At 70.3% G+C, this 19,099-nt stretch carries 9 protein-coding genes; 5 read left to right on the forward strand and 4 right to left on the reverse strand.

Features of this window, described 5'->3' with window-relative positions; all coding sequences use genetic code 11:
• On the forward strand, positions 1-582 hold a 582-nt coding region (locus NON22_RS01550; protein ID WP_257385133.1), incomplete at its 5' end, for a hypothetical protein.
• A gap of 58 nt (positions 583-640) precedes the next feature.
• Here NON22_RS01550 and NON22_RS01555 read toward each other — a convergent pair.
• Positions 641-2,296, reverse strand: coding sequence for a hypothetical protein (locus tag NON22_RS01555; RefSeq protein WP_257385134.1), 1,656 nt, complete (start codon positions 2,294-2,296; stop codon positions 641-643).
• A gap of 1,179 nt (positions 2,297-3,475) precedes the next feature.
• Between NON22_RS01555 and NON22_RS01560 the strand changes: the two genes are divergently transcribed.
• The 3 genes from NON22_RS01560 (at position 3,476) to NON22_RS01570 (ending at position 15,237) form a co-directional block, all read left to right on the forward strand.
• Entirely contained in the window at positions 3,476-4,438 is a 963-nt protein-coding gene (locus NON22_RS01560) for a hypothetical protein (RefSeq protein WP_257385135.1), read from the forward strand.
• Between the two features lie 71 nt (positions 4,439-4,509).
• Positions 4,510-10,536: a hypothetical protein gene (locus NON22_RS01565; protein WP_257385136.1), complete on the forward strand. Its 6,027-nt coding sequence runs from the start codon at positions 4,510-4,512 to the stop codon at positions 10,534-10,536.
• 12 nt (positions 10,537-10,548) lie between these two features.
• A complete protein-coding gene (locus NON22_RS01570) occupies positions 10,549-15,237 on the forward strand; it encodes a hypothetical protein (protein WP_257385137.1) in 4,689 nt (1,562 codons plus the stop codon).
• A gap of 192 nt (positions 15,238-15,429) precedes the next feature.
• Here the strand turns inward: NON22_RS01570 and NON22_RS01575 are convergent, their stop codons facing one another.
• On the reverse strand, positions 15,430-15,933 hold the full coding sequence (locus NON22_RS01575; protein ID WP_257385154.1) for a DUF4136 domain-containing protein: 504 nt from the start codon (positions 15,931-15,933) through the stop codon (positions 15,430-15,432).
• 336 nt (positions 15,934-16,269) lie between these two features.
• Between NON22_RS01575 and NON22_RS01580 the strand changes: the two genes are divergently transcribed.
• Positions 16,270-16,425 (forward strand): hypothetical protein, encoded by a 156-nt coding sequence (locus NON22_RS01580; RefSeq protein WP_257385138.1) that lies wholly within the window; start codon positions 16,270-16,272, stop codon positions 16,423-16,425.
• Positions 16,426-16,454: 29 nt separating this feature from the next.
• Here the strand turns inward: NON22_RS01580 and NON22_RS01585 are convergent, their stop codons facing one another.
• A complete protein-coding gene (locus NON22_RS01585; protein WP_257385139.1) occupies positions 16,455-16,976 on the reverse strand; it encodes a universal stress protein in 522 nt (173 codons plus the stop codon).
• Positions 16,977-17,372: 396 nt separating this feature from the next.
• Positions 17,373-18,758 carry a right-handed parallel beta-helix repeat-containing protein gene (locus NON22_RS01590; RefSeq protein ID WP_257385140.1) on the reverse strand — a complete coding sequence of 462 codons (1,386 nt, stop codon included), beginning with the start codon at positions 18,756-18,758 and terminating at the stop codon, positions 17,373-17,375.
• Positions 18,759-19,099: the final 341 nt, after the last annotated feature.

Below are 19,099 nucleotides of genomic sequence, written 5' to 3' on the forward strand. Positions count from 1 at the left end.
GGCGCCGGCAGGGCGCAGTCCGCCGCCGATTTCGCCGCGGCCGCGACGACGGGTCTCGACGAGCGCAGCGGCGCCCGGGATCGCGCGGCGGTCTGGCTCGTCCGCGCACGCGCGCTGCGCGCGGCAGGACACGCGAACGAGGCCTCGGACGCGGTCGCCCGCCTGACCGCGATCGCGCAATCCGACGCGACGCCCGTCACGCAGCTGTACGCCGGCCTCGCGCGCGCCGAACAGCAGGTCGCCGACGCGCAGGTTGCTGCCGGCCGCAGCGAGTACGACCGGGCGCTGGCCCTGGCCGAGCAGACCGGAGTGCCCGTCGACATCGCCGAAGTCGCCGTGTCCTACGCGACGCATCTGATCGACGCGGGCGAGCTCGAGCGGGCGAGGGCGGTCGTCGGCCGGACCGCGCGCTGGGCGGACGAGGATTTCGCCTGTGCCGTGCTGCAGACGCGGCTCTACGCCGCGCTCGGCCAGCCGCAGGCCTGGCAGCACGCGCTGGCCGTCGCCCGCCGGCTCGCCGGCGATCGCGAGATTCCGGCCGCCGCGACGCAGCTCGCCGTCGGCGCACCCGGAGCGCACTGAAGCAGCTTCCTGCGAACAGCGGCGCGGCGGCCTGCGCCGCCGTGCCGCTGCGGCCGCGTCAGTCCGGATCGAAGCCGTCGCGGAAGATCGTTTCCGAGTCGTGGATGCCGACCGTGCCGAGCTCCACGCGGAGACTGCGGTCGCCCTGCATGATCTGCCACGACGCCTTCTCGAAATGCTCCGGGCCGACGGTCCGGTCGATCCGGTTCACGTCGTCCGAGTCGAACAGGTCGCCGCCCGGGTTGAACAGCTCGAACTCGAACGTCTGCCCGGACACGGTCGGCGTGGCGAACAGATGGATGCCGTCGGAACGCGGATAGTCGTTGGTCAGCATCACAGCGGGACCGTCCGGCGTCGCGGCGAGCGTGTCGCTCGCGCTGCCGATGCGCAGCGCGAACGTGCCCGGGCGGATCGGATAGCTCGTCGCCCGCGACGGCGCGATCTCGAATCCCTGCGGCGACAGCGCGAACGTGAGCGTCACCGGCGTGCCGACCGCGGCGCCGACGAACGGTCCGGAGGTCAGATCGTTGTAGGCGACGGTGCCGGTCGCCTCGACGATGGCATCGACGGTCCGCTCCGGATGCAGGTCGATCACGAAACCCGCCATCACGCCTTCGGCATCGAGGCCCCAGCCGCCGATGGTCTGGCCGTCGGAGGAAATCGCCGCCGCGGCGGCGAGGAACCAGTTGTCCGGAATCGTCACGCCGCGCGCGGTCACGTAGTCGGCGAGCCGCTGCAGGCCCGTCTCGGGCGTCCATATCGTCGCCGTGCGGATCGGCCACGCGCCGCTCGCGCCGACGATGACGTTGCCGTCGCCGCTGACCGCGAACCCGAACGATTCGGGAGGCAGGAATCCGGTCGGCGAAGGACCCGTCGGCAGCTGCGCGAGCCGTTGCCGCGGCGACTGCCGCGACGGCGTCGCGCGCGCCGGGCCGGGATCTTCCGGCAGGATGCCGATCGGCTGCGTGCCGGTCGCCGCGGTCCAGCGCCAGGCTTCGCTGCCGTTCGCGGTGTAGTAGCCGCCGCCGACGACCACGCGGCCGTCCGCGGTCGCGGCGAGCGCTTCGCCGACCGGGTTGCCGTCCGCGTCCACGAGGTCGGTCGCGGCGCCGTTGCGCCAGATGACGCCGGTGCGATAGCCGTCGGGCTGGTCGTTCCAGCCGAACGCGACGCTGCCGTCGAGGCTGATGCCGTTCGCGCGCGAGTACGTCGACGGGCGGTTGACCGGCAGGCGCGTCATGCCGGTCGCCGCGGTCCAGCGGAACGCGACCGAATTGCCGGTCTCGTCGTACGCGAGGCCGACGGCGATGCCGTCGTCGGACACGCCGTAGGTCGAGCTCTGGTAGTTGTCGAGCTGCACGCCGCCCGGATACGGACCGATCGCGATGGGGCCGACGACGGGCACGTTGCTGTAGGCCAGCGCCGCCACCTCGATGCCCTTGCCGTCGAGCACCGCGCCGGCCAGTGGCTGCGCCCAGTCGCTCGTGCCGAGCGCATCGACGAAGTCCGGCAGCATCTCGACGCCGGTCTCCGGCGTCCAGCGCCAGGCCGGCGCGCCGTTGAAGCCCGACGCGATCACGCCGGTCGCGATGCGCCCGTTGTGCGACAAGCCGGCGACCCCGGCGAAACGGGGAGTCGGATAGAACTGGCCCGCATGGGCGAGCGAAGCAAAGACCGTTGCGGCGGCGACCGCGGCGGCGACGACAGGACGCATGCTCGATTTCTCCGTTGGCTGACAAGCGGCCCGACGATCGGCGCAGGGCGCGCCGCAGGCCATTCGTGCGGCTTTCGCGCTGGATTAGCGATCCGTTTCGGCCTGTTCGCTGGGGTTTCTCCGGCGCGCCGGCCGGCACGCCCGGCCCGCTGCCGGTCGCGGTTTGCCGGTGAACGGCGAGAGCGGCCGCCGCTGGCGGCGGGGCGCGGAGGCCGCGATCCCGGCGGAATCGGACGGGCTTCGCCGTGCGTATCGCCCGACGCGGACGGCGGAACGAACGGCCGTCCGGCGCGGCGAGGGCGAGTTCGACTTTTCATCGCTTCGTGGTCGTCGCGCCGGATGTCGCACGGTTCATGGCCGACTCGCAGCTTCCCTGGAGCAGCCGGGCGCCGGACGGACAGATCCTCAGCCCGGCGTGGAGAGCCAGACCGGGCTGGTACCTGATCGCGCAGGACGACCGGGTCATTCCGCCCGACGCGCAGCGCGCCACGTCGGGCCGCGCCGGCGTGACGGTCAGGACGGCTTCCTGCAGCCACGCGGTCTAGGTCGCCAATCCGCAGGTGGTTGCGGCGGTGATCGAAGAGGCGGCGGCCAGCCGCTCCTTCGCAACAGGTCTTCTGGCAGGTGTCGATGCGGTAGCGCGTGCGCATCACGCGTGTCGCCGGGCGGGCAGCGGGCAGGTACGGAAGCCGCTGCGCGGCGCGGATTCCGGATCGGATGCGCATGCTCGGCGCCATTCGGTGCATCGAAGCACACGGTCGCGGTCGCACTCCGATGCGCGCAAGCCGGATCGCCCGTCGCCCGGGGCGCCGGCGCAAACCTGCGATCGGCCGACCCGATCGTCGTCGTGTCGGGCGCCGGCAGGGAATCGTCCGGAGTACGGTCTGAATCCGCCGATCCTCGACGTATCCATCCGCATCGAACCCGGAGCAGGTCCGGGTCCGATTCCGGCGGCGTCGAGCACGTTCGTGTCCGTGCGCTGCGAGCCATGCCCGGCTCGCGGAAACGCCGGAGTTCGCCCGGATTTCTCCGGCAGTCTTTTTTTGGCGGTCCGGCGCGACGAGGGTGCGAGGTCGTCCGCCGCCGGGACACAAGCAGTGAAGCCGCACGACCGCTACTTGTGTCATCCCGGCCGGATCGATCGTCGATCCGCCGAATCGCCCGCACGGAGACGAGGATATGAGCCAGAGGTTCGGAGCCGCCTTCGGGGCGATTCTCGCGTTGCTGCTTCTGCTGCTTTTCGCGGCCGCCACGCTCCACTGGATCGCCCAGATCGTCATGGCGGACGGCGCGGAGATCAAGAAGAGCGCCGGCTACGTCTACGTGCTGACGACCGTCGCCGGTCTGGTCTCCGCACTGGTCATCGCCCAGCTCAGCGTAACCCGGCCCGGCGCCGCGCCGACGATCGCAGGGCTGAGTCCGGAGTCGCGTCTCGGCACGATAACGCTCAACACGGTGGTCGCCGTCTACCTCGTCGTCTGGATCCTGACCGGGTTCGCCGCGCTCGTCGTCGGCGTCATGTTCTATCCCCCCGAAGCGAACAAGACGATTTCCGATCTCGGCACGACCTGGCTCGGTCTCGCGGTGTCGGCCGCCTACGCCTACTTCGGCATCAGTCCCGGCACGGTCAAGGAAAAGCGGGTAACGCAGAGCGCGGGCGATTCCCTGCACTTGGCGACCCTGGAGCTCGTGTCGAACGTCGCCGAGGAGCTCGGGCAGCGCATCGCTGCCGGACGCATCGTGTTCGACGCCGGCAAGCCGCAGCTGCGGGATCAGCTCCTGAGAACGAATGCCGGTCCGCGGATCACCCCGAAGCTGCAATCGTTCGTCCTGCATCTGTGCGATATCTCGCGCGAACCGATACGCATCAGCGATTTGCTGCGCCCCTCGGGCACTTCCCACCACGTCGCCGGCCGCGCCGTCGACATCGGGAACGAGGAGATCGCCAAGGTCCTGCTGCCGCTCGTCGCCACGGATGCCCAGGTCAACGCGCTCGGCATCGACGAAATCATCTTCGACGCGTCCGTCGCGGGCGAAAGCAACCGCAACCGATGGAACTACGACGCCGGCCGGAAGCACGTCTACGACGACGCGACCTTGGCCCAGCACAAGGATCACGTTCATTTCGCCGTCGTCGCCTGAGGGCGCGGTGAGCTGAAGGTCGCGAAATTCCGGGGCGTGTGCCCTTGGTCACGAACGCAGTCGAGGTTCCCATGCTCGTCTCGCAAGCGCATTTCTTCGTCGGCGAAAACGACGCGGTGAAACGGCTTCGCCTGCACCGCGATGCAGGCCAATGGCGGCTGGACGGCACGGTGCTGCAGAACGGCACGCACGGCCCGCTCGGACGTGTCGAGATCTACGACGACCGCGGGGTGCTCGCGTTCGCGGCCGAAGGCCTGCGTACGGGCGCGGCAAAGATCGCGATCACGGGAACGGCGGCGGCGCGCAAGCTCGCCGCGACGATCGCGCTTCCGGTGTTCTTCAACGACGGCGAAGGCCTCGTCACGGCGACGTTCGATCTCTCCGCCGCCGGCGGCGTCGTCCGGTTCGCGAACAGGGATCCCGGCGACAAGGTCGATCCGCGCCCGCGCGTGTTCCGGCTGCCCGGCGGGCTGGATCCGCCGTCGAGGCTGATGCTGGATCGGGACGGCGAATGGAAGTGCGAACTCGTCAGCGACCCCGCGCCGGCCGACGACGCCGACGGCAATGACAGGGTACGAACTCCGACCCTGAGCTGGCACCGCATCGCGCCGAAGGGCACCATGAGCGACCTCCTGCGGCTGCGCGGGGTCGATCTCGGCGAGCGCGCGGACCCGCTCGCCAACGAAGCCGGCGACATCCGCCTAGCCAACTCCAGCAACGGACCGCCGGCGACGCTGTCGCAGCAGCTCGCGCCGTCGCGCCGCGTCGCGCTCGATGTCGAGCAGTATCTCGGCGAAACGGCGTGGCGGATCGTCGTCGGTCCGGTGTCGACGGCCGACTTCTGCGCCGTCTGGACGGAGTCGCTGTACCGGCCGCTCGTCGACGGGCTGGTCCGCGCGCGCGGTGCGGCACTGACGTTCCTGCCGTCGCTCGCGCCGCGCGGCGATGCGAAGCGCGCGGCGGCAGGCTTGAGCTTTGCGTTCGTCTTCAAGGCGGCGTTGGGCCGAGACGCGCCGGATCACCGCGACGTCGCCCACGCGCGCCTCGCCGGCTTCGAGCCCTTGCCGTCGCTCGCGAACGAGGAGCGCCTGTCCGCGACGATCCTCGCCGGTGCCGGCGGAGCAGGGACGTTGCCGGCGAAACTCGCCGGTACGTCTTCCCGGCTCGTTTTCTCGCTGAGCTACGACGCGCCGCGACGCATCGACCTCGGCGCGCTGAGCTTGCAGGTCGTCGGCGCGGATGTGGATGCACCGCCGTTGCCCATCCGCGTGGCGCTGCGCAGCGCGCTTGCCGCCGGAGTCGTCCTCGAACGGCGTGAGGCTCCGCCGCTCGATCTCAGCGTCGACATCGAGGAACTCGCGCTGTCGCACGTGCGGCCGGGTGCGACCGACGGCGTGCCCGATGCGGCACGCGCGCGGACCGAACCGCCGCTGATGCTGCAGCCGGAAGAAAAGGCGCTCATCAGGAACGCGCGCGGCGCGGACGACGGCACGCTCGTGGTTCCGCTCGGCACGGCAACCGGCGAACGGCGCGCGTGGCTGCGCGCGGCCGAGCGCTACAAGCCGTTTCGGCAGCGTGCGCTCAGTCTCGAGATCCGCAGCGCCGGCGACGCCGCGCCGCAGTCGGTGGCGGTGCTCGACGGCGCGCCGCTGTTCGTCGGCAAAATCGCCGACATCCAGCTCGAGCCCGCCGAAGGCATGGAGGAAATCGCCAACTATGCCGAGAGCGAACTCGACGGATCGAAATGGGAGATTGCCGGCATCCGCTCGTCGTTCGACCTGCGCCTGCCGCCGCAGGCGGTCGGCGAGAACGCGGAGAAGGGCTCGCGCTTCGCGCCCGCGATCGCCGCCGGCCGGCCGATCGACTATCGCTACGCGGCGCCGGCGAAGCTGCTGCTGAAATCGTCGTGGTTCGATCAGCGGTTCAACGAAGCGCCGTGGAACGTGCGGCGCGTATTCGGCTATGCCGGACAGCGTGCGCCGGGCGCGAGCGTCGTCAGCCTCGACTTCGAACTCGTCTACGGGCTTTCCACGTCGTTCGACGCGACCGCGTTGCCCTATCGCACGCAGCTGGCCGAACTCGGCTCGCGCGTCGGCGCGCCGCCGCCGGAGCTGCGGCTCGATCGCCTGCCGCAGAACGACCGGCGGCGCGGCATCGTCCTCGACGCCGCCATCGAACTGATCGGTCTGCGCCGCCGCTACGACAGCCGGCTGGCGCAGCTGGAACTCTACAATCCCGCGGAACGGTCGCAGGCGTCAGGCGGGCGCGCGGCGGCGACGGCCGATCTGCAGCTCGATCGCGGGCTGCATTTCGAACTGCGTCCGACAGCGGCCATGGAGCACCCGTTCGAACCGGGGCGGCATTGGAGCGGAACCGGTCCAGGCGGCGGCTTTCTGCGCGGCGGCGCGCTGTGGGCGTTCGAGTCCCGCACCGTCTACGACGAAGTGGTGAAAGTGCCGGACAGCCGGCAGGGCAGCGTCGATCGCCTGCGATTCTCCGCGCTCGGCGGCTACGGCGAGCAGCGCGCGGTGTTCGCCGACGGCAAGAGCATCGTCAGCGTGCGAACGGAGATGGGGCGCCTTTCCAGCTACGTGCTCGAGCGCAAGGGCCGCATCGCTGGCTATTGGAACCGCGCACGGCACGTGATCGTGTACGAGCGCACGGTATTGCCGAGCCGGCAGTTTCGCGACGACCAGCCGCCGCATCGGGGCCGCCCGCTGCTGCGCAAGGTTTCCGAGTACGTCGAGATCCTCGAGCCGCGGCGTTCCACGCGCCGTCCGGGCCAGACGGCGCTCGGCGCGCGCTGCGTCGAAAGCATCGATTTCAAGAGCGTCGTCATTCCGGTCGACGGCGCGTGGGGTAGCGACATCGAGGGCGGCTGGGTCATCCCGTTGTGGAATCCCGACGCCGATCCGGAGGTGTATCCGCGGCCGACGATATGCCCGGTGTTCTCCGGGTCGGAGGAAGAAACCGGATCGGCGCCGCCGATCAGCGAGCCGCAGCGCCTGCGCTTCTACACGAGCACGCGTCCCGGCGACGGCGAGGATACCGAGCAGTGGGATCCGGTCGAGCGCGTCGACACGCGCGACGTGCCGCTCGAAGCGCCGGGTGCGCCGGTGGAGGGGCGGATCGGGCCGGCGGACTACCTCGCCGACGACGAGACCTTGCCGGCCGAAGCCGGCGAGCCGCTGGGAATGTACTATTTTACATTTCCACTCGACCCGCAGTCGCGGCCGGCGAATCTCGTCGCCGGTACGCAGGCGGCTCGCATTGCCGCACGCCTCGACAACGTCACGCTGGTGCGCGGCGCGGCCGTCGTCGGGGGACGCGACGGCGGCGCGACCTTGCTCGGTGCCATCAGCCGCGGCAACGACGACTTCGTCCGCATCGCGAACGGTGCGCGCGCGCTTGCCGGCTTGTCCGATCCGGACCAGCGCCGCGACCGCGTTCGCGCGCTCAAGGACCGGCTCGGAACCACCTCGAAGGCGCTGCACGACCAGCTGGACGCGACGGACCAATGGCTCGATGCGCAGCGGTCGCAGGCCGGAAGCCTGCTGCGGGACACCCGCCGCCGCGTACGCGACGGGCTGCGCTCGGCCGTCGCTCGCGAGCTCGATGATGTGCGGCGCGCGCTGCAGACGTATCGCGACGAAGCGGTGCGCTTCAGCGCGTCCATCTGCCGTCTCGAGCGCGGCGAAGCCCGGCAGCGTGCGGAGCGCTGGATCGACGAATTGCAGCTGATCGCGACCGGTCTTGCCGCGCTGCCGGACGATGCGCGGCGCCTGCTCGCGCGCGAGGTCGACGCGACCGCCGGGCGCGCGAGCGAGCTTGTCGATCGCGCGCGGCGCGACGTCGAAACGCAGGCCGATACTCTGCTCGCGATCGTCGGCGATGCGGCCACGTCGTGGAACGTGCGCCGCGAGCGACTGCGTGCGGCCTTGCCGCGCGTGCGCCAGGTGCGTGCCGAAGCGCTGGCGACGCTGGCCACTTTCGTGGAGCGCCTGCCGCACGGCGCCATCGCCGCGCTCCTGGGCGACCTTGCGGCGCGCGCACGCAAAATGGAAGCGGCGCTGGGCGCGCTGGAGAACGGGCTCGATCACCGGCTCGCGAATGCGGCGACCCCCGAAGCCGAGATCCGGGCGGCGATCGTCGCGCTGAAGCAGGAGGTCCGCGCGCTCGCCGACGATCTCGTGCGGCCGGTCGACGCCGTGCGCGGCGAAATCCAGATGCGGATCGGCGAACTGACGTTCGGCGCGAGTCCACTGCCGCAATGGCCGGCGGCCGTGCGCCGCAACGTACTCGCCGTGATCGACGGGGTCTTCGACACGGCAGAGGATCGCTGTCAGGTGCTCGGCACGCGGATGCGCGAGCGCTTCGACGCGTTCCTCCAGTGGTTCGACGCCGGTGTCGCCGCGCTGGCCGGCAAACTCGAGCAGGCCGCCGCCGCCTTCGATGCGTTGATCGCACCGGTCGACGATCTGCACCAGCGGCTCGGCGACGCGATCGACGACTCCCGCGCCGAACTCGATGCGCTCCTGACCCGCCTGGAAACCGCGACCGGCGACGCGGCCGAGCGCCTGGCCGGACAGATCGCCACGTTCACCGCGCCGCTGCGCTCCGCGTTCGACGATGTCGATCGCGTGCTCGACCGCGTGCGGCAGGCACCGAGCTTCCGCAAACCCGAGGAGACGCTGCGGCTCGTGCGCGCGCTCGGCGAAGGGCCGCTGCTGCCGAACATGACGATCAACCGCGATCGTCTCGCCTATGTCTTCGACGACTACGCCGCGGCCATCCGCTCCTCGCCGGCGGCGGCGCTCGTCGACCGCGTCGGGTCCGACCTGAAGGCGCTCGGGCTGCGCGTGCCGTTCGACGGCCTGGCCGATGTCCTGGTGCCGCCGGCGCTGCGCGACTTCGATCTCAACCGTCTGCTGCCGAGCTTTGCCGGGCTGCGCAATCTCGAGGGACTGTTCGCAGGCCTGAAGATGCCGGATCTTTCCGAGCGCGGCATCCGCATCAGCCACGGCTTCGACAAGGAACGCCAGAGCGCATGGCTGCAGGGCGACATCGACGTGCGACTGGACCGCCGCGTCGACGTGTTCTCGCTCGCCGGGCTCGCGCTCGGCCTCGACGAGGGCCACCTGACCGGGCAGTCGCGTGTCGTCGCCACGCTCGACGGCCTGCGCGACGAGAGCACGTGGGGCGAGATCCGCGGCGACTGGCTGCTGACCTTCGGCGGCTACACGCTCGTGCGTTTCGTCGACACGCCGCTGCGCTTCGACCAGAGCGGCTCGCTGCGCTTCGACGTCGACGCGCGCAAGATCGTGCTGGACCGCGCGCTGCGGTGGCTCGAAGACGTCGTCAAGCAGTTCAGCGACCCGGACAGCGGGTTCACGCTCGCGCTGCTCAAGGGCGACGACGGCACGCCGCGCGGCGTGCGCGCGTCGCTCGAGCTGCCGTTGCCGCCGCAAGGCGCCGGCGCGGTGACGGTCGCGGGCATCATCCTGAGCGCGTTCTTCGAGCTCGACATTGCCAAGGAACCGCCGCGCGGCGGCGAGCCGGGCTTCGCGATCTCGGCGGGGTTCGGTCTCGGCAAGCCCGAGATGCCGTTCTCGCTGTTCATCGCGTTTCTCGGCGGCGGCGGCTTCCTGTCCGGCAAGGCGTCGTACTGGCCGGCACTGAAGCACGACAACTTTTCCGCCGAGGTGGAGCTCGGCCTGTCGGCCGGCGCCGCGGCCGCGTTCTTCTTCGGGCCTGTGCGCGGCCACGCGATGGTGCTCGTCGGGTTGCGCGCACGCTACGTCGTCATCGGCAAGGGCGGGCAGCTGACGGCGGCGGTGACGTTGCTGATCACCGGCAGCGCGTCGCTGTACGGCCTCGTGACGATCGGGCTCACGCTCTACCTGCAACTGATCTACGGTGCCGACAAGTCGTTGCGCGGCGACGGCTACATCAGCGTCTCCGTGCGCATCTCGCGTTTCTTCAAGGTCAGCTATTCGGCGCCGATCCGGTACCAGATCGCCAAGGGCGACGGGGGCGGCAAGAACGCCGCCGACGCCTATCAACTCAATGCCGACCGCCGTCGCAAGTCGCGTTGCTGAAGGAGATATCGCGTGAGTGACTATCGCGTTCGCCTGCATCTGTTGCGGCTGCCGCAGCTCGACAAGGATGCCGCCTGCGGCTTCGCGCTCGGCATCGACGCCGACTTCGATCCCGCCGCCTTCGCCGCCGTGGACGGTGTCGGTCCGCAGCAGATTGCCGCGGTGCGCGCCGCTGTCCGCGATCGCCTGCCCGAGGACGATGCCGCCGGCTACGAGGCGGCGCTGGCAGTGCCTCTCGGATTGCTCATGCCCTGGACCTGGACCATCGCCTCGCTCGATCTGCGCGGCGACGGCAATAGCGCACGAGCGACCTTGCTGCCCGGGCCGCTCGCGGAGGCGGACTGTCGCAAGGCGATCTACCAGTTCGTCGACCGCCGTCGCGAAGCAGGCGGGGCGTGGGCGGATACGCTCTACGATCCCGCGGCGGCGGCCCGGTATTGGTCGACGCCGCCCGCCGAGGTCGTGTTGCAGCCGCAGTCGTTCCCGCCGTGGGCCGCCGTGCTGGCCACGCTCGGCCAGGAAACCGCTCCGGTGCCGGTGCGTTATGCCGGCGTCTACCGGCTGTTCACCGTCCGGGCCGCCGAACTCGCGGCGCTCGGCAACGCCGTTCGCGCGAGGCTGCGTGTGGGCGCGCAGGACAACGATCTCGAGTTCGATTTTTCGACCGATGAATCGATCGTCGTGAACATCACCGTCGACGGCCGCCCGGCCGAAATCGCCGCGCGGCTCGCCGCGTGCGATCCGCGTCCTGCGCACGGCTGGATGCAGTCGGGCGGCTGGATCACGCAGACGGTCGCCTCGCAGGGCCCGGGACTGGACGTGCTGCCGCAACGCCTGCTGCCGTGGTTCGACCGGCCGGCCGTCTTGCTCCACGACGAAGGCGCGGTCGATCTCGATCTCGTCACGCGCGCGATCGACGAGAGGCCGGGCTTCGGCGCGCGCCACGCCGCGGGCGAAGTGCAGCTCGCGCTCGACGGTGCGAACCTGATTCGCGCCGTCGTGCAGGACCCGGCGGCCGTTGCCGCGCTCGAAGCGCGAGCGCAGGCCTGGGTATCGGAACCGAACGTCGCCGCCCGGCTCGACGCGCTGCTCGGTGACGCTCGCGCCCGGCTGCCCGCCACGTGGAACGAGCATGCCGACGGCAGCGCGTTCGAGGACGCATGGCAACGACTCGACACCGCGGCACGTCGCGCGCGACTGCGCGAACTCGCGCTGGCGGTCGCGACGCCGGAAGCGCTGCTGCGCCGCTATCAGCGCCTCTGGAAAGACGTGGTGGCCGGATTGCCGTGGCCGTCGATCGCCGAAACCGACCTGGCGCGCCGCGTCGAGCTCGACGACGGCTCGGCCGGTGTCGCGGCGGTGCTGGCGGCGAACGGCGCGCTGGCTTCGCGCGGCGCGCTCGGCGCGGCGATCGCTGCCGCGCTGCAAGCCAGCCTCGCGATCGGTCCCGTCGCCGCGGCGGCCTGGAAGGATCTCGCCATCGAGGCCGTCTGGCCCGAGGCGCAGCCGGCCTCGCCGTCGGCCGACCCGTCCGACGCCGACGGCATCGCGCTGCAGATCCAGTCGGGGCAGAACGACGCGGCACTGGCGGACCTGTCCGGCGTGGGCTTGCTGATTCGCCGCGAGACGCCGGCACCGAGCGGCTGGCGCTGTCCGTCGCTCGGCGAGGGCCTGTGCGAACGCAGCGGTTTCACCTGGCCGCATGCGCTGAGCGCGCTGCCGTTCCAGCGCATGCAGGGCATGCTGCGCACCGGCGTCGTCTATCGCGGCGACACGCTCGTGCAGTTCGACGACGCGCTCGCGGCACGGGCGGAAGCGCCCGGCGGTCCGGCGATCGAGTCGATGTATGCCGTGCGGATGCCGGAGGAGCCGCATCCCGACATGCAGGTTCCCGCGCTGGCCTATGGCGCCGACTACCGGCTCGCCGCATTCGCTCTGCCGAACCCCGGCGTGCTGCCAGCGGTGCTGCAGGCGCCCGGCGATCCGCTGCGCTTGCGCGACGGCCTGCGACAGCAGGACCTCGCCGGCATTCCCGCGCAGGACCTGGCGTTCCGCCGCCGCGCCGGCGTGCAGGCGCTCGAATTCATCGACGCTGCACGCCGGACGGCGCTGCGCGAGCCCGCAAGCGCCGGCGCGGCATATTCGCGCGACACGCCGCTGCTGGCGCATGAGCTGGAGCGGCCGCAGGCATTGCAGGATGCGCACCTGCTCGCGCCGCTGCTGCTGTTGCCGCAGCGGCATCCAGAGGCGCGGTTCGTCGTGCGGCCGCCGCGCATCGACTGCCTCGGCTTCGTGCGCTGGTGCGAATACGACCGGCTGAGCAATCCGGCGGACCATCGGTGGGACCGTTTCCTGCTCGCGGCCGAAGCGCTCGCCTGGTATCTCGAGGAGGCCGACGACGCCGAGCGCCGCCGCTGCCTGCCGACGGACCCTGCCGTCGCGGCGCTGCGGTTCTCGCTGCTCGACGAAAACGGCGACGCGGTGGGCGAGGCGAAGGAGCGGCGCCTGCGCGCCGTACTGCCGCAGGACGTGCCGGACGACTATGGGCACGGAGACCTGTCGCGGGACGACCGCGGCCATGTCGGCATCGCACTGACGTTCGGCGGCGATGCAGCCTCGATCGCGCTCGACGGCGACATCCTGGCGATCCGCGTGCCCGAGGCGTCGGTGCACTATCTGCGCATGCAGCCGGTGAGCGACGCGCGAGACCTGGCGCGCTTCGCCGCCGGCACGCGCGGAACGTGGCCCGGCGTCGTCCTCCCGGTCGAATGCGCGACGCGTACCATCGGCATCGACGCGCAGCAGCTGTACCGCTCGCTCGCGCTGACCCTCGCCGACCCGCAGGCCTCACGCGACGTCGAGCTCTCGCTGGTCGTGGCCGACGCGGACCGCCGCGCCTTCCGGCGCATCTGGAAGATCGAGACGGGAACGCAAGCCTGGCGCTGGCAAGGGCGGCCGTTCCAGCCGCCGCCGCGCACGGCGCCGGCGCCGGCCGTCGATTCCGCCGGCGCGGCGGACCTCGACTGGGAAGCGGACGCGTTCGCCGATCGCGCGCCCGAGGCGGCGCACGTATCGTCGTGCCGTGTGCTCGCCGGCGCGAGCGTGCTGTTGCGACGCGAACCCGGCGGTGGCGACACGCGCGAACGCTACTTCCGCTTCTCCGTCGCCGCTCACCATCGCTACGCGGACATCTACCGCGCGCTCGGGGAGCCGCTGCCGGCGCACGAAGCACGGCTGTCCGCGCGACGCCGGCGCGAAGCACCGTATCCGTTCAACGATCCGTGGCTGCCGGCGCTGCGGCCCGGCCGCAACACGGAGCCGGTGCCGCCGCCGCTGGTCAAGGCGTTCGTGCCGCTGACGCTCGCCGCGGAATCGCGCAGCGCCTCCGGCGTGATGTGCCTGCTCAACGAAGGCTTCTGCGACATCGGCGGCACCGCCGAAGGCATCGAAGCCGTCATCGACGACGTCTGGCTGAAGACGTCCGACGGCGCAGAGACCGGCCTGCAGCAGTTCGGTGCCGATCCGCTCTTCAGCGGCGCCGAACGATCCGGCGCGGAGGAACCGCTGCGGACGCTCGACGTGCGCGGACCGCTGGGCCACACGTTCGACACCGACACCGTCGCGCCGCTGTTCGTCGCCACGTCCTTCCTGCTCGATCCGCCGGACGATGCGCTGCCTTTCCATTTCATGAAACTCAAATTGCGCCGCGTGCTCGATCCCGCCGGCATGGGCGACCCGAAAGCGCCGCCGACCGCTGCCGACGCCGCGACCGTCGCCGCCCGTGGCGAGTTCGTGGCCGTGATCGATCCGGAAGACGTCGACGGCGTCGCGACGCTGTCGCTCGGCACGTCCGAACCGGCCGCATTGCGCCTGCACGTCGACGAGGCGGGATGGCGCTTCGATGTGCAAGGCGCATTCAGGCGCGTGCTGAAGGGAGCGGGTAAGGGACGGCTGAGCCTCTACGTGAAACGCCTGCGTGACGTGCGCGAACTGGGCCGGGTCGTCGGGTCGGACTGGGAAGTCGCCGCCTGCGTGGCCGAAACGCGGAACGGCAGGCCGCTGCGGCGGCGCGTCTTCAGCGCTTCGCTGTCCCATCGCCACGCGTCCCAGCCGCTGGGTTTCGGGATCTCGCTCGCGGGTTGCTCGGGTGCGCGCATCGCGTCGGGGCCGCGGCTGTCGGACTACACGCCGCCGACATGGACCCAATGCCTGCCGGACCGGCGCTGGCTGCTGCCGCCCGGGTTCGACGCGCTGACATTGCGCGTTGCCGATGCGGGCTTCACGTTGCGCGACGCCAGAGGCGACACGGTCGCGCTGCAGTCCGTTCCGCTCGCGAACGAAGGCGGCGCCGACGGCATGCCGCGCGGCGTCGCGCAACTGCTGCTGGTGACGCGCAGGTCGCGCGGCATCGACGGACGGGAGTTCGACGCCTACGTCGGCCTCTACGCGCACGCCGCGGCCAGCGGCGCGTTCGAGACGATCGATGGCGCCGACGTGCGCGCGGTCGATGCGGGACTGCGCGTGCGGCTGGTCTGGGTGCAGGTCGTTCCCGCCTGTTTCGATCGGCCGTTCGCGCGCAACGGATTCTGGAACCTGTGCTTCCCGGCCGCCGATGACGACGGACGACCGGTCGACGCGCAGGCGCGCATCGTCGGATTGTCGGAGTCTTGCGAGGTCAAGGCGGCGGAGCAGGGCGGGTGACTGAAACGACAAGTCGCCGGTCGTCGCCGTCACGCCGCCTGGCTGCCGGCGACCGCGTGCGACACCGGCGCCGTGCTCTACGACGCAACCTCCAGCCATCGCCACCGACTGCCGGATATCGCGATCGTGCTGCTTTCCGTTTTCGAGATCGTGCCGGTGCGGGCCGGGAAGCAGGGCAGGCGTTCAAGCCTGCTAGCGTTCACGCGCGGCTTCGGGAAACTCGCGAAACATCCGGCGGACGGCCTCGATCGCCTCGCGGTCCTGGCGCGCTTCCGAATCCGGCACGTAGCCCTGTGCCAGGCCGCGCCAGATCGCACGCTGCGTCCTGGCGTCGAAGACATCCAGCACCAGCGTCCCGATACGCAGCACGCGCAGTTCGATGCGCTGGATGCCGCCGGATGCGTGTCCGTGCCAGTTCCAGCCGTCCCAGCCGGCGTCCTGGTAAAAGTAGTTGAGCGAGGCGTCTTCGCGGGAGGATACGTTGCCGACGAGGAGTACGTCGGCTTGCGCATCCGGTGCGGACCGCCACCCCTTCGCCGCGAACTCGGCATCGACGGCCGATACGACCCGTTGCCGAAGCATCGGATTGCTGATCGGCGGAAGCTGCTTCCATGCATACGTCCGATAGACGCTGAAGTCCACGGTGTCATCCTGCTGAACGTGGATGGCGGGGGCGGACACACACCCTGCCAGCATGCCGCACAACACGAGAAGCCCACCACATTTCACGACGTTTCTCCGGCGCGCCCTGGTCGCTTCCAGTATCCGTCGGACCGATACGCGTGCCTTGACGCAGATCAATGCTCCTGCCTTGGCGCGCACGCCGAGCGCAAGCGCAGCAGCGCAACAGGATCACCGCCCGCGTCAGCGCGGCGCCGATGCGGATCCCGAAGACCGGCGGGGCGGCCGGTCCGTTGAAGACGCGGTCGTCGCGGGCCAGGAATGCGCCGATCGTGGCAGCCATGCCGGTGAGCGCGAGCGGCTTGGCGCGCACGGCGGACGCATCGACGACCGCGGCAGCGGCGTCGTGCCATGGGCGCGGGCCTGCGCGATGAAGTCGACGAACAGATGGCGCAGCGCACGATACTGCCGGCCAGCGCGATCATTTCCGCCGTCGAGGTGACGGTGAATTGCGCCCGGAACAAGGCATGTCCCGGCGGAATGGGCGTGTTTTCCGTTTGGTCGTAGTGAACGCCTTGCGTTCTGCCGATCTCGTCTCAGGCCCGCGCAGCAGGGATGACGAGTACAGGGATCGTGCTATGCGTGAGGACTTTTTGCGTTTCGCTGCCGAGCAGGAATCCTTCCAATCCCCGGCGACCGTGCGATGCCATGCAAATGAGGTCGCACCCGCGCGCGTTGGCCGATTTGATGATCGCCCGGTGGGGATGCTCGTCACGCTCGCTCACCACATCGCAATCCAATCCGGCTCGCTTGGCAGCTTGAGCGGCAACGCTCAGGTAGCTCTGAGCCTGTTCTTCGGTCCGTTGAAAGAACGTGGCGCGATCCTCTTCGAGCATCTCCATGAGATAGCCATAGGTGTGGAACAGCGGACAAACATGGAGGAAGGTCACCCTTGCGCCGAGCGCTTTCGCCAGGCGGACAGCCACGTCCGTGGCGGTTTCCGATTGCGCCGTGCCATCGGTGGGTACGAGGATGTGCCTTGCGAGCATGGCGGCCTTCTCCGGCAGTGACGCCGGCAATCTAAGCTGTTTGCCGCAAGAGCACTTGACCCAGGTCAAGCCTGTGAACTGTTCCTCAGCGGAGGACCGGTAGCCATTTCGGCAGCGGCGCGGCTTTCATGCGGTGCTCAGCGGTCGACAGCGGCCGCTTTTGCATGGCTTTACGTCCGGACGCGCGCCGTCATGACACCAGCCGGCGCGTCTTGCGGTGCTCCCGACCGCCGATGTGGGGCTCCTCGCCGGATCGCCGCAGATCCTGCATCTTGGCCGCGGCGACCTCGCTGCGCCGGAGGCCGACGCCGGCGAAGCCGAGGCAGGGCACGGCGGTGTCGCAGGGCGGCCGTCAACGACGTGCTGTGCCGGCTCGGCAACTTCTCACCGAGCGGGACCTCGCCGCCGGCACACAGGAAAGCCTGGTCCAGCCGGTGCGGCACGATCCTCTCGCGCGAACCGGACTCACTCCACGTCGAAGGCTTGCAGCGTCACCGGCGTCGTCATGTTCTCGAGCGCGAAGTTCACCGGGCCCGGCGTACCGGCGCTGCTCGCGACGACCGTATAGCTGCCGACGGTACCGTTCGCCGTCGCGGTCGTGCCGGCGACGCCGGCACCGATCGTCGCCGGATTCGGCGCGAGGCTCGCGCTGGCGCCGCTGCCCGGCGCGACGTAACTGACCCGGCCGCCGTCCACCGGCTCGCCGGCCGCGTTCGCGGCGAGCGCCACCGACAGCGGATTGGCGAACGTCGTGTTCACCGTCGCACTCTGGCTGCCGCCGCCGCTGACGGCGAGCGTGAAGCCGCGCGATTCGTAGGCACCCGTGTCGATACCCGCCAGCTGCGGCCGCGCGATACCGCGCTGATCCATCGCCGGTGCGCCGGTCGCGACGCCGTGGTCGATGGCCGGGCTGCCCGGAAGCAGCGCGCGCGTCGGGATCGTACCGCCGTAGTTGCCGAGCGGCGCCAGCACCGGGTTCGTGCCGAGCACATCGCCCGGGCCGGCGAGGGCGAGCGTGCCGTCGCTGCTGATATTGCCGCCGAGCGACACGATCGTCGGCACGGTGGCGCCGACGGTCAGCGCGTTCTGAATCGTACTGGCGAGTATCGTGTTGCCGATCGTCAAGGTCATCGGGCCGAAGCGCCCGTCGAACAGGAAGGCGCTGTTCTGGTCCGCGATCGTCGTGTTCTGCAGCGTGACGGACACGGGCCCGTTGTCGGGAAAGAAATACACGCCCTGGCCGCTGTTGTTGCTGAGCGTCGTATTGCGCAACGTCAGGCTGCCGCTGTGGATCACGCTCACGCCGGCATTGTTGGTGAAGAGGCTGTTCGCTATGGTCGCCGAACCGCCGAGGACGGCGATGCCGCTGCCGATGCCGCCGGCGCCGGAGGTGTTGTCGCGGACCAGGCAGCGGTCGACGCTGAGGCTGCCGCCGACCTGGAACGCGCCGCCGAAGGCGGCGTTCGGGCTGAATCCTCCGCGTATCGTGGCATCGGATATCGACAGCGAGCTCTGTACGCTGAATATCCCGAAGGTGTTGTTGCCCGTGATCGTCAGCTGGTCGGCGCCGGGCCCCGTGATCGTCGTCGGCTGCGTGACGGCCGGTAGCGAGCTCGCCAGCGTGATCGTGCCGGTCACGGCGAACGTGATCACGTGGGGGCCGCTCGTGTCGGCGTTCGCATCGAGCATGGCCTGACGCAGGCTGCCGGCACCGCTGTCGTCGGTCGTCGTGACCGAAAACGCGGCGCGGACGGCCGCAGGCTCTCGCGTCGCCGGGACACCGGCCGGCGGAAAAGCGAAAAGAGCGATCGCGCCGGAAGCGGCGAGGCGGCGGCTAATTCTGCGAGTCATACGGTAATTCTCTCGTGAGGGGCTGGGGCGCACGCGTCGCATTGTCCAGAGGAAGCCAGAACAAGGAAGATTCGATCACGGTTCGTAGAGTCCGGAACAGGGAGGCTGCGGAGACACGCCGTCCGTGATGCAACGACTGAACTCGCTAGCGTTCCAGGCGACCTGTCCAGCGTACGCGCAAGCCGAGCCGAGGCTCAACTGCACCCTGGCTTTCGCCCTGTCCGATGGTTGTCGGTTTACCGCGCAGGCTACCGTCCGCTGCGCTGCGCGAGCAGTCGATCAACACAGTGCAGCGAGTCTGTCGGGTTGCGCCCATCCGCTCGGGCACGTCGTGATCGCGC

The sequence above is a fragment of the Tahibacter caeni genome (genome assembly GCF_024609805.1).
GTDB classification, from domain to species: domain Bacteria; phylum Pseudomonadota; class Gammaproteobacteria; order Xanthomonadales; family Rhodanobacteraceae; genus Tahibacter; species Tahibacter caeni.

Bases quoted from the DNA above. Each gene is read 5' to 3' on its own strand.
- NON22_RS01555 (WP_257385134.1), bottom strand. From the start codon at position 2,296: ATGCGTCCTGTCGTCGCCGCCGCGGTCGCCGCCGCAACGGTCTTTGCT.
- NON22_RS01560 (WP_257385135.1), top strand. From the start codon at position 3,476: ATGAGCCAGAGGTTCGGAGCCGCCTTCGGGGCGATTCTCGCGTTGCTG.
- NON22_RS01565 (WP_257385136.1), top strand. From the start codon at position 4,510: ATGCTCGTCTCGCAAGCGCATTTCTTCGTCGGCGAAAACGACGCGGTG.
- NON22_RS01575 (WP_257385154.1), bottom strand. From the start codon at position 15,933: ATGCTGGCAGGGTGTGTGTCCGCCCCCGCCATCCACGTTCAGCAGGAT.
- NON22_RS01580 (WP_257385138.1), top strand. From the start codon at position 16,270: ATGGGCGCGGGCCTGCGCGATGAAGTCGACGAACAGATGGCGCAGCGC.
- NON22_RS01590 (WP_257385140.1), bottom strand. From the start codon at position 18,758: ATGACTCGCAGAATTAGCCGCCGCCTCGCCGCTTCCGGCGCGATCGCT.